Origin of the sequence: Micrococcus sp. Mcc89 (genome assembly GCF_024519795.1) — a bacterium.
Lineage (GTDB): Bacteria > Actinomycetota > Actinomycetes > Actinomycetales > Micrococcaceae > Micrococcus > Micrococcus luteus.
Window position 1 is genome coordinate 1 of the sequence record NZ_JALJRI010000085.1, and the last position, 15,395, is coordinate 15,395.

General features: G+C 75.9%; 13 protein-coding genes. 11 read left to right on the forward strand and 2 right to left on the reverse strand.

Annotated elements, in window-relative coordinates; translation table 11 throughout:
• The 5 genes from NR072_RS08695 to NR072_RS08715 all read left to right on the forward strand — a co-directional run.
• Positions 1-1,248: CpaF family protein (locus NR072_RS08695; RefSeq protein ID WP_256836879.1), on the forward strand; the 1,248-nt coding region annotated here is incomplete at its 5' end.
• Positions 1,245-2,390, forward strand: a complete 1,146-nt coding sequence (locus NR072_RS08700; RefSeq protein WP_230259718.1) for a type II secretion system F family protein — start codon at positions 1,245-1,247, stop codon at positions 2,388-2,390. The genes NR072_RS08695 and NR072_RS08700, both read left to right, overlap by 4 nt.
• Before the next feature lie 176 nt (positions 2,391-2,566).
• Positions 2,567-2,800, forward strand: a complete 234-nt coding sequence (locus NR072_RS08705) for a DUF4244 domain-containing protein (protein ID WP_044658881.1) — start codon at positions 2,567-2,569, stop codon at positions 2,798-2,800.
• Positions 2,793-3,245, forward strand: a complete 453-nt coding sequence (locus NR072_RS08710) for a TadE family type IV pilus minor pilin (protein ID WP_044658882.1) — start codon at positions 2,793-2,795, stop codon at positions 3,243-3,245. Before NR072_RS08705 ends, NR072_RS08710 begins: the two co-directional genes overlap by 8 nt.
• Complete coding sequence (locus tag NR072_RS08715) at positions 3,242-3,685, forward strand: Rv3654c family TadE-like protein (protein ID WP_306231031.1); 444 nt, start codon at positions 3,242-3,244, stop codon at positions 3,683-3,685. Before NR072_RS08710 ends, NR072_RS08715 begins: the two co-directional genes overlap by 4 nt.
• Here the strand turns inward: NR072_RS08715 and NR072_RS08720 are convergent.
• On the reverse strand, positions 3,601-6,201 hold the full coding sequence (locus NR072_RS08720) for a Zn-binding domain-containing protein (protein ID WP_256836883.1): 2,601 nt from the start codon (positions 6,199-6,201) through the stop codon (positions 3,601-3,603). The two genes, NR072_RS08715 and NR072_RS08720, sit on opposite strands and share 85 nt — an antisense overlap.
• Positions 6,198-6,971, reverse strand: a complete 774-nt coding sequence (locus NR072_RS08725; protein WP_185194444.1) for a GNAT family N-acetyltransferase — start codon at positions 6,969-6,971, stop codon at positions 6,198-6,200. The genes NR072_RS08720 and NR072_RS08725 overlap by 4 nt, the downstream gene beginning before the upstream one ends.
• Before the next feature lie 93 nt (positions 6,972-7,064).
• On the opposite strand from NR072_RS08725, the gene NR072_RS08730 reads away from it, so the two are divergent.
• The 6 genes from NR072_RS08730 to proC all read left to right on the forward strand — a co-directional run bounded on the left by NR072_RS08730 (position 7,065) and on the right by proC (position 15,389).
• Positions 7,065-7,994 (forward strand): rhodanese-related sulfurtransferase, encoded by a 930-nt coding sequence (locus NR072_RS08730; protein ID WP_256836886.1) that lies wholly within the window; start codon positions 7,065-7,067, stop codon positions 7,992-7,994.
• Positions 7,991-9,667, forward strand: coding sequence for a methyltransferase (locus NR072_RS08735; RefSeq protein ID WP_256836887.1), 1,677 nt, complete (start codon positions 7,991-7,993; stop codon positions 9,665-9,667). The genes NR072_RS08730 and NR072_RS08735 overlap by 4 nt, the downstream gene beginning before the upstream one ends.
• Before the next feature lie 142 nt (positions 9,668-9,809).
• Complete coding sequence (gene topA / locus NR072_RS08740) at positions 9,810-12,644, forward strand: type I DNA topoisomerase (RefSeq protein ID WP_256836889.1); 2,835 nt, start codon at positions 9,810-9,812, stop codon at positions 12,642-12,644.
• A 5-nt stretch (positions 12,645-12,649) separates the two neighbouring features.
• Positions 12,650-13,672, forward strand: a complete 1,023-nt coding sequence (locus NR072_RS08745; protein WP_036341216.1) for an exopolyphosphatase — start codon at positions 12,650-12,652, stop codon at positions 13,670-13,672.
• 2 nt (positions 13,673-13,674) lie between these two features.
• Complete coding sequence (locus NR072_RS08750) at positions 13,675-14,562, forward strand: sugar phosphate isomerase/epimerase (RefSeq protein ID WP_065572453.1); 888 nt, start codon at positions 13,675-13,677, stop codon at positions 14,560-14,562.
• Positions 14,559-15,389 carry a pyrroline-5-carboxylate reductase gene (proC, locus tag NR072_RS08755; RefSeq protein WP_256836890.1) on the forward strand — a complete coding sequence of 277 codons (831 nt, stop codon included), beginning with the start codon at positions 14,559-14,561 and terminating at the stop codon, positions 15,387-15,389. The genes NR072_RS08750 and proC overlap by 4 nt, the downstream gene beginning before the upstream one ends.
• The last annotated feature ends 6 nt before the right edge of the window (positions 15,390-15,395 follow it).

Here is a 15,395-nt window from a genome sequence, read left to right on the forward strand (position 1 = left end):
CGGCGGTTCCTGTGGCCCCGCACCGGCCCGGCCGAGCCGGAACGCACGCGGGTCGCCGCGCCGCCGCTCGCCGCACCCGCAGCGGGCCCCGACGGGCTGGACGCCGCCGTCGTGCGCCGGCGCGTGGCCGAGGCCCGTGCGTCGGCCGCGGACGGCGCGGAGCCGCCGCTGGCCCCGCTGATCGCCGAGGCCCTCGACGTGCCGATCGACGACCCGCGCGTGGCGGCGCTGGTCGATGAGCTCGACGGCTTCGGCCCGCTCGCACCCTGGGTGCGCACCCCGGGCGTGACCGACGTGCTCGTGGACGGCGCGGGCGCGGTGTGGACCGACGGGGACGGGGGCCTCGTCCGCCGCCCCGATCGGCTCGACCCCGAGACCGCCCGGGCGCTCGCGGTGCGGCTGCTGCACCGGGCCGGCCGCCGCCTCGACGCGGCGGTGCCGCTGGCCGACGCCCGCGTGGGCGGCGTGCGCGTCCACGCGGTCCTGCCCCCGGTCAGCGGCGGCGGCACCCTGCTGAGCCTGCGGATCCCGGCCGCCACGACGCCGTCGCTGGCCGCGCTGGCCGACGGCTGGCCGGACGGCGCCCTCTGGGCCGACGCCCTCGAGGCGCTCGTGCGCGACCGCGCCACCGTCCTGGTCAGCGGCGCGACCGGGGCGGGCAAGACCACGCTGCTCTCCGCGGCCCTCGGCCGGGTGCCGGGGGACGAACGGATCGTCGTCGTGGAGGACACGGCCGAGGCCGCACCCGATCACCCGCACGTGGTCGCCCTGCAGTGCCGCGCCGCCAACGCGGAGGGCGCCGGCGAGGTCGGACTGGCCGAGCTCGTCCGCCACGCCCTGCGGATGCGGCCGGACCGGCTCGTGGTCGGCGAGTGCCGCGGCGCCGAGGTGGCCGACGTCCTCACCGCCCTGAACACGGGACACCAGGGCGCGTGGGGCACCCTGCACGCCAACGCCGCCGCCGAGGTGCCCGCCCGCCTGACGGCCATGGCCGCCCTGGCCGGCTGGCGGCCCGAGACGGTGGCCGCGCAGGCCCGCGCCGGCGTGGACGCCGTGCTGCACGTCGCTCGCGACGGCCACGGGCGGCACCCCGTCGAGCTCGCCGTCCCGGACCCGCGCGCCGACGGGTTCGCCCTGCTGCCCGCCCTCACGTGGCTGCCCGGGGCGGAGGCGACGGGCGGGCGGACCGTCGAGGGACCCGGCGTGCCCGCGCTCGCGGCCCGGCTGGCGGTGCGGAGCGGCCGATGAGCACCACGACGGCGGCCGGGCAGGCACGACGGTCGCGCGCTGGGCGTGCCGTGGCGCTGCTGCCCTGGCGGGCGGGGCGGGCGAGGCCGGAGGAGGAGACGGAGGTGCTCGTCGGCGCGCTGCGCCGCTGGGCCGCCCTCGTCTCGGCCGGCCTGACCGAGGAGCAGGCCTGGCGGGAGACCGCGTGCACCCTGCCCGCCTGCGGGTCGGGCCCGGGCGAGGCGGGTGCCGCATGCTGTGCCCATCACCGCGCCCGACGCCGGGCCGAGGCGCTGGCCTGGGATGTGGAGGCGGGGGACGCGATGGCTCATGACGCCACCCTGCACCGGGAGGCGGCGCGCCGCGGCGGGACCCCGTCCTGGCGGACCCCCGCACGGGACCCGGGCTGGGCGCTGGTCGACGCGACGCTCGCGGCCGGGGCCCGGGCGGGCGCGGCCCCCGCAGCCGTGGCCCGGCGGCTGGCCCACAGCCTCGAGGCGGACGTGGACGCGGCCCGGGCCCGCCGCTCAGCCGCGGCGGGGCCGGGCGCGACGTCCCGACTGCTGCAGTGGCTGCCCCTGGGCGGCCTCGGCCTCGCGTGGCTGCTCGGCACCTCCCCGTGGGACCTGGTCCGCTCGCCCTTCGGCGCCGTGGTCGCCGCGGTGGGGCTGCTGTTCTGGCTGGCCGGGCGGTCCTGGACGCGCCTGCTGCTGCGTTCGGCCGCGCGCGAGCCGGCGGCCGTGGGCGCCGCCGTCGTGCTGGACGTGCTGGCGGCGCTGCTCAGCGCCGGCCGATCCCTGCCCGCCGCGCTGGACGACCTCGGCCGGACCCTGCCGGGCGCCCGCGACCTGCGCGCCACGGCGGCGCTGCTGCTCTGGGGCCGGGACTGGGACGAGGCGTGGGCGGGCCTCGACACGGACCCGGTGTGGACCGAGACCGCCGCCCGACTGCGACCGCTGCACCGGTCCGGGATGGCCGGCGCCCGCACGCTGGCCGAGACCGCCGCTGCCGTCCGTCAGCAGACCCGGCGGGCCGACGAACGGGCGGCCGAGGAGCTCGCCGTGCGCCTGGTGATGCCGCTGGGGCTGTGCCTGCTGCCCGCCTTCGTGTGCTGGGGCGTGGTGCCCGTCGTCATGGCCCTGCTCGGGGCGGGACCGGGCTGAGGCCGTGGCGACGCCAGGGCGTCCGGTCCTGCACAGGGCCCCGATCGCCCCGGCCCATCCCCGGATCCGCATCGCCCCCGGCGCGCGGGCCCCGGAGCGGGCCAGCCTGGGACCAGCGGCCCGGCCGGGCCGTCACCACCGCCCCGCACCGCGGGGCCCACTCCAGGAGGACCACCATGACCCACCGCTCCCACACCGCCCAGCCCGCCGTCACCCGCCCCAGCGACCGCGACCGCCTCGCCCGCGTCGTCGACGCCGCGGGCGAGGAGACCGGCGCGATCACGGCCGAGTACGGCATCCTCACGCTCGCCGCCGTGGGCTTCGCGGGCGTGCTGGCCGTCGTGCTCACCAGCCCGGACGTGCAGTCGCTGCTCGTGGACCTCGTCACCGGGGCGCTCCAGCGTGACTGAGCACCCGGCCTCCGCCCCGCCGTCCGCGCGCCGCCCGGGCGCCCGGACGGCGGGGCGGCCCCGGGCGCTCCGGGGCGGCGAGACCGGGGCCGTCACCGCCGAGTACGCGGTGCTGCTGCCCGTGATCGCATTCGTGCTCGTATCCGTCCTGCTGGCCGGCGCCGCCGCGGTGCAGCAGGTGCGGGGTCAGGACGCGGCGGCGTCGGCCGCCCGCATCCTCGCCCGGGGCGACGACGAGGCGGCGGCCCGGGACGCGGTGGCGCGCATGGCCGGCGACGATGCCTCGCTCTCGCACACCGTCGAGGGCGGGTGGGTGACCGTCGAGGTCGTCCAGCCCGGCCCCGGGCCGCTCGCCTGGGCCGAGGTGCTCACCCTCACCGCGCACGCCGCCGCCCCCGACCAGCGGCCCGGAACGCCCGCCGCTTCGCCGGAGGACCGGTCATGACCCGCGGGAGGGCGCCCGCGCGGGGCGAACGAGGCTCGGGCACCGTGTCCGTCCTGGGCACGGCCGCCCTGGGGGCGGGGCTGCTGCTGGCGGTCGCGGCGCTGGGGCAGGCCTCGGTCACCGGCGCCCGGGCGGCCGGGGCCGCCGACCTGGCGGCGCTCGCCGCCTCCGACGCCCGGCGCGGGCTCTCCGACCATGAGCCGTGCGCGCTGGCCGGGCGGACCGCCGCACGCAACGGGGCCGTCGTCGTGGCGTGCGAGATGCGCGAGGACGGGACCGTGCGCGTCGCGGTCGAGCTCGCCCGCGCCCCGCTGCCGGCGGCCACGGCCGACGCCGTCGCGGGCCCGCCGCGGTCTCAGGCCCCGGGCGCCGCGTCCGTGGCCCCGCCGGAGGAGGCGCCGCCCGAGCCGTCGGTCGAGGCGTCCGCCGGGACGAGGTGATCGGCGTGGTCCATCAGGAACCGCAGGACGGTCAGCGCGCCGGCCTTGTCCAGCGGGCTGTTGCGGTTGCCGCACTTGGGGGACTGCACGCAGGACGGGCAGCCCTCCGCGCACTCGCACGCCGCGATGGCCCCCGCCGTCGCCTCGACCCAGCGCCGCGCCTGCTCGAAGCCGCGCTCGGCGAAGCCCGCCCCGCCGGGCCGGCCGTCGTAGACGAACACGGCGGGGGAGCCGGTGTCCGGGTGCAGGACCATCGAGACGCCGCCGATGTCCCAGCGGTCGTTCGAGGCGACGAGCGGCATCATGCCGATCATCGCGTGCTCGGCCGCGTGCAGGGCGCCGGGCAGGCGGTCCGTGGTCAGACCCGCGGCGATGAGCTCGTCCGAGGCCGCCTGGAACCACACCGCCGAGGTGAACAGGTCCCGCGCCGGCAGGTCGAGGGGCTCCTCGCCGAGCACCTCCCCGGAGACCAGGGCCTTGCGCTGGAAGGACACCACCTGGGTGCGGACCTGCACGTCCCCGAGGCACCAGCGCAGGGTGCCCTCGCCCGCGTCCAGGCGGCGGTGCACCGCCACGATCTCGATCTCCGTGACGTCCCGGGCCTGCGTGGTGAAGTCCGGCCAGGCGCGCGTGACGACCACCGCGTGCGCGTCCTCGTCCAGCTCCTCCACGAGGTACGTGCGGTCCTGGTGCACGTACACCGCGCCGGGATGCGCCTGGTAATGGGTCTGGGGCGAGTCCATCGTGCCCAGCAGGGCGCCGGACTCGGCGTCGATGATGTCCATGGGGCCACCGCCGTCGTCCCGCAGGGAGACCATGCCGGCGGCGTGCTCGGGGTGCGTCCAGAACCAGCCGGCCGGCCGACGGCGCAGCAGCCCCTGATCGACCAGCACGTCCAGCAGGGCGCGCACGCGCTCCGGCTCCCCGAACCAGCCGAACGCCTCGGGCGTGATCGGCAGCTCCGCGGCGGCCGCGCACAGCTGCGGGCCGAGCAGGTGCGGGTTCTCCGGGTCCACCACGGTGTCCTCGACCCCCAGGTCGAACACGGCCTCCGGGTGGTCCACCACGAAGGTGTCCAGGGGGTCGTCCGAGGCCACGAAGAACGCGAGCGCGTCCTGGCCGCCGCGCCCGGCGCGGCCGATCTGCTGGAAGAACGACGCGCGGGTGCCCGGCCAGCCGGCCACCACCACCGCGTCCAGCCCCGCGACGTCGATGCCCATCTCCAGCGCCGGCGTCGAGGCCATGCCCAGCAGCCGACCCGAGCGCAGGTCCGCCTCCAGCTCCCGCCGCTCCTCGGGCAGGTAGCCCGAGCGGTAGGCCGCGATCCGGGTGCCGAGCCCCGGCTCGACCTCCTCGAGCTGCCGCTTGGCCGCGCTCGCGATGGCCTCGGCCCCGCGCCGCGAGCGGATGAACGCCAGCGTGCGGACCTGCTGCAGGGCCAGGTCCGTGACCAGGTCGGCGGCGGCGGCCATCGCCGAGCGCCGGACGGGCGCGCCGTTCTCGCCCCGGCGGTCCGTCAGCTCGGGCTCCCAGAACGCCACGGTGACCGCCCCGTGCGGGGACGCGTCCTCCGTGACCGCCGCGGCCGGCGCCCCGATCAGCCGGGCGAAGTGCCCGGCCGGATCCGCCGACGTCGCCGACGCCCCGATGAACACGGTCTCCGGCCGGTCCCCGCGGTAGTGGGCGGCGATGCGCCGCAGCCGGCGCAGCAGGATGCCCACCTGCGAGCCGAAGACGCCCCGGTACGTGTGCGACTCGTCCACCACCACGAACGCCAGGTTCCGGAAGAACGTGGCCCACCGCTCGTGGTGCGGCAGGATCCCCACGTGGAGCATGTCCGGGTTGGTCATGAGCACGGTGGCGTGCTCGCGGGCCCAGATCCGATCCTGCGGTGCGGTGTCGCCGTCGTAGGGGGCCGCGCGCAGCCCCGGGGCACCGTCCCGCTCGAGGGCGCGCCAGGAGGTCAGCTGGTCCGCCGCGAGGGCCTTGGTGGGGGCGAGGTAGAGCGCGGTGGCCCGGGGGTCGGCGGCCAACCGGGTGCCGACCGCCAGCTGGTAGCCCAACGACTTGCCCGACGCCGTGCCCGTGGCGAGCACGGTGTGCGTCCCCGCGCCGGCCAGGGCCGCGGCCCGCACCTGGTGCAGCCACGGCCGCTCGACGCCGCGCGCCGCGAACGCCCCGACCAGGCCCTCCGGAGCGTCCGCGGGCCAGTCCGTGTGCCGGGCCTGCCGTGCGGGCAGCTCGGTGACGTGGCGGATCTGCTCGGGCAGCCCGGTCCGGCCCAGCGCCGCACGGAGTCCGGCCCCCGCCGGGGTGTCCGGGCGCAGGTCGCCGGGTGCCGTGACGGACAGCCCGGCCACGACGTCGGCCACCACCTCACCGACGGGCTGCGGCTCCGGTCCGGAGAAGTCCGGGTCAGCGTCGTCGACGGGCGGCGCGGCGTCCGCCGCGCCGGGCTGCCCCCAGCCGCCCGCGGGATCCGCCCAGGGATCGTGCTCCGGGAGGTGGCCGGTCACGCCCCCATGGTGCCGGTGTGCTCGGCGGTGGGGTTGTCCTCGACCAGGCCGCGACCCCAGATGGACACGGGGCCGAGGTCGGTCCAGGCCAGGTGGCGGTACAGCTTCTGGCCGTCCGGGGAGGCGACGAGCAGGCCGCGGCTGATCTCACCCTCGCTCATGACCTCGGAGGTGAGGTAGCGCATCACGAGGGAGCCGAGGCCGCGGCGACGGTGGTTCGGGGACGTCCAGATCCGGTCGTAGACGGCGGTGCCGTCCGCCTCGGTGACCCAGCCGAGGGCGGCGAGCTCCTCCTCGCCCTCGGGCGCGGTCGAGGCGCCGACGGCCAGGATGCGCAGGCGACGGCTGCCCTCCATCGGCTGGTCCACGCGGGCCTCATAGCCCTCGGGCAGCAGCGGGGGCTCCACGTCCTGCAGCTCGGGGTCCATGTCCATGGTCATGAAGCGCTCCGGCTCGGCCTGGGACTTCAGGCCCATGGCCTTCGGGTCCTCACCGGCGTCGCCGAACACGGTGAGCAGGATCTGCTCCTGGTCCCGCAGCGCCTCGCGCAGGTCCTCCAGCTCCGCGCGGGAGGGGTTCACCACCACGTGCTCCCACGTGGCCGGCACGTCCACCGTGGCGCGACCGGAGCCGCCGGGGATCATGCGGGCGGGGCGAGGGGTGCGCAGGGCCGCGCGTCGCCCCGCCTCCTGGCTCGTGCGGTAGCCGCGCGATCGCGACCAGGCCGCGAACCAGATGTCGACCAGTGCCGGATCCAGATGCTCAGTCATGTCTGAAGGGTAAGGCGTGTGGCCGGTGCGGGCCAGGCCCCGCCCGTCCCTCACGGCCGTCACGTCCGGGGCCGCGCACTAGCCTGGACCTCGATGAGCACCGCCGCCCTCTCCCGCATCGCGCTGTACTACCGGTTCACCCCGCTCGCCGACCCCGAGGCGGTGCGGCTGTGGCAGCGCGCGCTCGCGGCGTCCCTCGGCCTGACCGGCCGGATCATCGTGTCGCCGCAGGGGATCAACGGGACCGTCGGCGGACCGGTCGACGCGGTCAAGCGCTACGTGCGCGGCACGCGGGAGCATCCGGCGTTCCGGGACCTCGAGGTGAAGTGGTCGGGCGGCTCGGCGGCGGACTTCCCCCGCCTCTCCGTCAAGGTCAAGCCCGAGCTCGTCGCGTTCGGGGCCCCCGAGCGCATCACCGTGGACGCGGACGGCGTCGTCGGCACGGGGGAGCGGCTCACCCCCGCCCAGGTGGACGCGCTCGTCGCCGAGCGGGCCGGCACCGCGAACCCCGTGCGCTTCCTCGACGGCCGCAACACGGTGGAGGCGGCCATCGGCCGCTTCGACGGGGCCGTGGTCCCGGACGCGCACACCACCCGCGACCTGCTCGCCGCCGTCGACTCCGGGGCCCTGGACCACCTCAAGGACGCGCCGCTGATCACCTACTGCACGGGCGGCGTGCGCTGCGAGGTCCTCTCGGCCCTGCTCAAGGACCGCGGCTTCGCCGAGGTCTACCAGCTCGACGGCGGCATCGTCCGCTACGGCGAGGCCCGTGGCGACGCCGGACTGTGGCGGGGCGAGCTGGCCGTGTTCGACCGACGCCTGTCCACCCGCTTCACCGCCGACGCCGAGACCATCGGCCGGTGCGTCACGTGCGAGGCACCGACCTCGGCGCTGCGCAACTGCGCCGACCCGGCCTGCACCACGCTCGAGGTCCGCTGTGCGGCCTGCGCCGCCGACGACCCCGAGCACCGCTGTCCTGTCTGCGCCCCCCGCCCCCCCCCCGCCGAGAGGACCGAGGCATGAGTCCCGTCCCGACACCCCCGTCGCCCCCCGCCCCGCGGCTGACCCCGGCCACGGCCGTGGCCCTCGCCGCGGACCTGGCGGCCCTGCCGTTCACCACCGCCGCCGTCGAGGGGCTGCTCGGACCCGTGGCCACGCTCGCCCTGGACCGCGAGCACGCCGAGGCCGCCCGCCGCGTCGTCGCCGGTCACCTGGCGGGCCCCGGCCGGCACGACGACGCAGCCGGCCCCGGCGACCGGTACGGCACGCGGGGCCTCGCCGCCGCCGTCGGGGCCTGGCTGCTCGGCGACCCCGTCCCCGCCGCCGACCTCGACGCCGCGCTGCCCCGCCTCGGCCTGGCCGGGGCCGTGGCGGCCGGGCTCGTCGTCGAGGGGCCGGACGGGCGCGTGCGCGGCGCGGTGGACCTCTCGCCGTACGAGGCGGACGAGCCGGGCCGGATGTGGATCGCCTCGGACCTGACGGCCCTGCAGCGGCGCGGCCCGCTGCCTCCCGAGCACGTGCTCGGCGTCGGCCGGGCCTCCCTCACGCTCGCCGGCGCCACGCAGCGCCGTCCCGTGGCCCGCGCCCTCGACGTGGGGGTGGGCTGCGGGATCCAGACCCTGCACCTGCTCGCCCACGCCGACCATGTCACCGCCACGGACCTGTCCGAGCGGGCCCTGGCATTCACCCGGTTCAACCTGCTGCTCAACGCGGACGTGCTCGGCCTCGACCGGGACCGGCTCGAGGACCGGGTCCGGCTGGCGGCCGGCGATCTGCTGGCGCCGGTGACGGGGGAGCGGTTCGACCTCGTGGTCTCGAACCCGCCGTTCGTGATCACCCCGCGCACGGACCCGGACGCGCCCGTGCTGACCTACCGCGACGGCGGCCGCGAAGGCGACCGGATCGTCGCGGAGCTGATCGCGGCCCTGCCGGACGTGCTCGCCGAGGGCGGCACCGCGCAGCTGCTCGCCAACTGGGAGATCCCGGCGGGGGACACCGCCGACGCCGACACCGCACCGTGGGACGCGCGCCCGCGCTCGTGGGTGGCGCCGGGGATGCAGGCCTGGTTCCTCCAGCGCGACCGGCAGGACCCCGCGGGCTACGCGGAGACGTGGCTGCAGGACTCCTCGCTCGAGCTCGACCCGCCCGCCTATGAGGCCGCCTACCGCGGCTACCTGGACGACTTCGACGCCCGCGGCGTGGCCGGGGTCGGCTTCGGACACGTGTGGCTGCGTCGGCCCGCCGCGGACGGCTCCCAGGGCCGGGGGTGGGTGGTCGCCGAGGAGCTGACCCAGCCCGTGGACGAGGCCCTCGGCGCCGCGTGGGCCGCCGCCGTCGCCCGCCGGGACCGGCTCGCCGCGGGCGCCGGGGCCGGGGACGCCGTCGGGGACCCGGCCCTGGCCGCGCTGCGGGGCCTGCACCTGCGCGTGGCCGCGGACGTCACGGAAGAGCGGCACCAGCGGTTCGGGGCGGAGCACCCCGAGGTGATCCTGGCCCGGCAGGGCTCCGGGTTCCGGCGCGTGGCGCGCCTGGACACCGCGACGGCGGGCGTGCTGTCCGCCTCCGACGGCGAGCTGTCCGTGGGGCAGCTGGTGGGCGCGGTCGCCGCGCTGCTGGAGCTGGACGACGTCGGGCGGGCCGGCCTGCTGGCCGCGCTGCGGGAGCTGTACGAGGACGGGTTCCTGGTGGAGGGCTGACGATCGGGCGGTGGCGGGCGCGGGGACGCCGGGCGTTATCGTGGTCAGCGCGCCCTACGATGTGGGGACGTCCGTCCGCGGCGGACGCGGGTCGGCTCGCGTCGGCCCCGGATCCGCAGCAATCCCGTCCCAGGAGGACCCGTTGTCCACTCCCCCCGCTTCCGTGACCGCTCCCGTGCCCTCGGGCAAGAAGCTGGTCATCGTGGAGTCCCCGGCCAAGAGCAAGTCCATCGCGAAGTACCTCAACGCGGTGGGCGAGGGCTGGGTGGTGGACTCCTCCGTGGGGCACATCCGCGACCTGCCCAAGCCCTCGGACCTGCCGGCGGAGATGAAGAAGGGCCCGTTCGGCAAGTTCGCCGTGGACACGGAGCACGGCTTCACCCCGTACTACGTGGTGCACCCGGACAAGAAGAAGAAGGTCACCGAGCTCAAGCGCGAGCTCAAGGACGCCGAGGCCCTCTACCTCGCCACGGATGCGGACCGCGAGGGCGAGGCCATCGCCTGGCACCTGCTGGACACCCTCAAGCCCACGGTGCCGGTGTACCGCATGACCTTCGGCGAGATCACCAAGGAGGGCGTGCGCCGCGGTCTGGAGAACATCCGTGAGCTGGACACGGCCCTCGTGGACGCCCAGGAGACGCGCCGCATCCTCGACCGCCTGTTCGGCTACGAGCTCTCGCCGGTGCTCTGGCGCAAGGTCTCCCGCGGGCTCTCGGCGGGCCGCGTGCAGTCGGTGGCCACCCGCCTCGTCGTCGAGCGCGAGCGGGAGCGCATGGCCTTCGTCTCCGCCCACTACTGGGGCGTGGAGGGCACCTTCACGGTGGCCGAGGGCGCGCAGGCCGCGGACGCCGTGGGCAGCTCGTTCACGGCCCGCCTCAGCACGGTGGACGGCCAGCGCGTGGCCACGGGCCGCGACTTCGACGACGCCGGGCGGCTCAAGGCCTCCGCCGGCAAGAAGGTGACCCACCTGGACGAGGCCGGCGCCCGCTCGCTGGCCGAGGGTCTGCGCGGGGCGGACTTCACGGTCGACTCGGTGGAGGACAAGCCGTACACCCGCCGTCCGGCCGCCCCCTTCACCACCTCCACGCTGCAGCAGGAGGCCGCCCGCAAGCTCCGCATGAGCTCCCGCGTCTCCATGCAGGTGGCCCAGCGCCTGTACGAGAACGGCTACATCACATACATGCGCACGGACTCGGTGAACCTCTCGCAGGAGGCCGTGCAGGCCGCCCGGCGCCAGGCCACCGAGCTCTACGGGGCGGACGCCGTGCCGGCCCAGCCGCGCGTCTACGCCAAGCGCAACGAGACCGCGCAGGAGGCCCACGAGGCCATCCGGCCCGCGGGGGACTCCTTCCGGACCCCGGCCCAGGTCAAGGCCGAGCTGCGCCCGGACGAGTTCCGCCTGTACGAGCTGATCTGGAAGCGCACCGTGGCCTCGCAGATGGCCGACGCCAAGGGCTACACCGCCACGCTGCGGCTCTCGGCCGCCGCGCAGGACGGCCGCCTCGCGCAGTTCAGTGCCTCGGGCACCGTCATCACGTTCAAGGGCTTCCTCGACGCGTACGAGGAGGGCCGGGACGCCGAGGTCGACGGCGAGAACGCGGAGGCCAAGGACCGCCGCCTGCCGCAGGTGGCCCAGGGCGAGCGTCTCACCGGTGACCCGATCGAGGCCACCGGGCACGAGACCTCCCCGCCGGCCCGCTACACCGAGGCGTCGATCGTCGCCGAGCTGGAGCGCCGCGAGATCGGGCGGCCCTCCACGTATGCCCCGACGATCTCCACGATCATGGACCGCGGCTACGTGTCCAAGCGCGGCACCGCGCTCGTCCCGTCGTGGACCGCGTTCGCGGTGATCGGCCTGCTCGAGGACTACTTCGCGAAGTACGTGGACTACGACTTCACGGCCCGCATGGAGGACGACCTCGACCGGATCGCCGCGGGCGAGCTCGGCCGCGAGGCCTGGCTGCAGACCTTCTACTTCGGGGCCCCCGCCGCGGAGACGGAGAAGGGCGTCGAGGGCCTCAAGCACGTGGTGGACAACCTCGGCGAGATCGACGCGCGGGCCGTGAACTCGCTGCCGATCACCGAGGACATCACCCTGCGGGTGGGCCAGTACGGTCCGTACCTGGAGCGGTCGCTGCCGGCCGACGCGGAGGCGGGCGCGACCCCGCCGCGCGCCAACGTCCCCGAGGACCTGGCCCCGGACGAGCTCACCCCGGCCAAGGCCGAGGAGCTGTTCGCCACCGCCCAGCCCTCCGAGCGCGAGCTCGGCACGGACCCGGAGACGGGCCGGACCGTCGTCGCCAAGGACGGGCGCTACGGGCCCTACGTCACCGAGGTCATCCCCGAGATGACCGAGGAGGAGCTGCAGGCCTGGCTCGACGCGCAGCCCACCGAGTACTACAAGAACGGCAAGCCCAAGCCGAAGAAGAAGCCGGCCAAGGAGAAGCCCCGCACCGGCTCCCTCTTCACGAGCATGTCCGTGGACACCGTGACCCTCGAGCAGGCGCTGCAGCTGATGTCCCTGCCGCGCGTCGTGGGCGCGGACGCCGAGGGCGAGGTCATCACCGCCCAGAACGGCCGCTTCGGGCCCTACCTGAAGAAGGGCTCGGACTCGCGCTCGCTCGAGTCCGAGGACCAGATCTTCAGCATCACGCAGGAGCAGGCCCTCGAGATCTACGCCCAGCCGAAGCAGCGTGGCCGCGGGGCCGCCAAGCCGCCGCTGGCCGAGTTCGGCGAGGACCCGGTCTCCGGCAAGAAGGTCACCGTGAAGGAGGGCCGCTTCGGCCCGTACGTCACGGACGGGGTCACCAACATCACCGTCCCGCGCGGCCGTCAGCCCGAGGAGCTCACGGCGGAGGAGGCCTACCAGCTGCTCGCGGACAAGCGTGCCAAGGGCCCGGCCACCCGCGGCGGTGCCAAGAAGCCGGCGGCCCGCAAGGCCCCGGCCAAGAAGACCACCGCGCGGAAGAAGGCCTGAGCGCCATGCGCCTCGGCGTCCTGGACATCGGATCCAACACCGTCCACCTGCTGCTCGTGGACGCCCACCCGGGGGCCCGCCCCGTCGCCTACGCGGAGCACAAGCGCTCCCTTCCGTTGATCCGCTACCAGGACGCCGACGGGGCGATCACGGAGGAGGGACAGCGGGAGCTCGTGGATTTCGTCCGGGAGGCCGCCGCGTTCGCGGAGGAGCATCGGGCGGAGGACATGATCTCGTTCTGCACCTCGGCGATCCGCGAGTCCGCGAACGGTGCCGCCGTGCTGGCCCGCGTGCAGGCCGAGACCGGTGTGCACCTCTCCGAGCTCACGGGGGACCAGGAGTCGGCCATGACGTACTTCGCCGTGCGCCGCTGGCAGGGCTGGGGCGCCGGCTCCATCCTGAACTTCGACATCGGTGGCGGCTCCTTCGAGATCGCCTACGGCCAGGACGAGCTGCCTTCGCACGCCCTGTCCCTGCCGCTGGGCGCCGGCCGCCTCACCCGCGACTGGGTGCTCGAGGACCCGCCCAGCCCCAAGGCGGTGAAGAAGCTCCGCAAGCACGTGGAGAAGCGACTCGAGGAGGCGTATACGGCCTTCCCGCGCATCGAGTCGCCCGTGGTGGTCACCGCCACCTCGAAGACGTTCCGCTCCCTCGCCCGGATCACCGGGGCGGCGCCGTCGGCGGCGGGCCCCTTCGTGAAGCGGCACCTGCGCGCGGACGACCTGCACCTGTGGGTGAACCGCCTCGCGGCGATGACCGTCGCGGAGCGGGCGGAGCTGCCCGGCGTCTCGGACGTGCGCGCGCACCAGGTGTTCGCGGGGGCGATCGTCGCGCTGACGGCCATGCGCACGTTCGGCATCGCCCAGCTCGAGATCTGCCCGTGGGCGCTGCGCGAGGGCCTGATCCTCAACCGCCTCGACGCGCTCATGCTCGAGGGCCACCTCACCCGGGACGGCCGGCCCGGCGTCGGCCACGTGAACCTCAACCCGGACACCCTCCTGCCGGGACTGAGCCTGGGGGTGCGCTGAGCATGGCGGACGCCACCGCGCACCTGGCCCCCGCGGCGCGCTTCGGCGCGGACATCCCCGTGACCCTGTCCTCCTCGTCCGTGTTCCCCCTGGGCACCCAGGACGTGTTCGCCACCGCCGAGGACCTCGGCTACGACGGCGTGGAGGTCATGGTCACGCACAACGCGTGGAGCCAGGACGCGCGGCGGCTGACGCGGCTGTCCGAGCGTCACGGGATGCCCATCGACTCCATCCACGCCCCCACCCTGCTGTTCACGCAGCAGGTCTGGGGCTCCGCGTGGTCCAAGATCCGCCGCTCCGTGGAGCTGGCGCAGGCCGTGGGTGCGGCCACCGTGGTCGCCCACCCGCCGTTCCGCTGGCAGGGCACGTACGCGGTGCGCTTCGCCGAGGGCATCCACGAGCTCATGGCGGAGACCGGCGTGGTGATCGCGGTGGAGAACATGTACCCGTGGCGGGCCTACGGCCGCGAGGCCAAGATGTACCTGCCGCACTGGAACCCGCTGCCCGAGCCGTACGAGCACATCTGCTGGGACTTCTCCCACGCGGCCATCGCGCGGGCGGACTCCCTGGCGGCCGTCCGCGAGCTCGGCCCGCGGCTGCGGCACGTCCACCTCACCGACGGCAACGACTCCGGCAAGGACGACCACCTGGTCCCCGGCGAGGGCACGCAGCGCGTGGCCGAGACCCTGCGCCACCTGGCGGCCGAGGGCCTGGCCGGCGCGGTGTGCGTGGAGGTGGGCACCCGCGGCGTGGAGTACGCGGGCCAGCGCGAGGAGAAGCTGGCCGCCTCGCTCGCGTTCGCGCGCGAGCACCTGGCCGCCGGCGGGACCGACCACCACGACGACGACGGCGTTCCGCGCCCGACCACGAAGGAGACGGACCGACCATGAAGCTGACCATCCTGGGCCTGGGCACCATGACCGGCGCGATCCTCGCCGGAGCCCTCGACGCCGGCGCCGTGCGCGCCGAGGACGTCACCGCCACCACCCGCTCCGCCGCCTCCGCCGAGAAGGCCGCCGCGCAGCACCGCGTCACCGTGACCTCCCAGGAGCGGGACGAACGCGCCAACCATGCCGCGGTCGCTGAGGCGGACATCGTCCTGGTGGGCGTGAAGCCGAAGGACATGGTCGCCACCCTCACGGACCTGGCGCCGTCGCTGCGCCCCGAGACCGTGGTGGTGTCCGTGGCAGCCGGCGTCACCGCCGCGACCATGGCCGCCGTGCTGCCCGCGGGGCAGCCGATCGTGCGGACCATGCCGAACACGCCCCTGACGGTGGGCTCCGGCGTCGTGGGCGTGGCCCCCGGGCCGGGCGTCACCGAGGAGCAGACCACCGCCGTGCGCGCTCTCTTCGAGGGCTCCGGCCTGGTGGTGCCGGTGGCCGAGGAGCAGCTCTCCGCCGTGGTGGCCACCGCCGGCTCCGCCCCGGCCTACGTGTTCCTGCTGGCCGAGCTGATCGCCGCCCACGGTGCGGAGATGGGACTGGACGCCGCCTCCGCCGAGGCCATGGCCGCGGCCACCGTCAAGGGCGCCGGCATCATGCTCCAGCAGGAGGGGGCCAGGGCCGAGGCTCTGCGCAAGGCCGTGATGAGCCCGAACGGCACCACTGAGAAGGCCGTGGAGGCGTTCCTGGACGGCGGCATGGGCGACCTCGTGAACCGTGCCATGGACGCGGCCGCGCAGCGCGACAAGGAGATGGCCGAGGAGTTCGGGGCCTGACGGCTC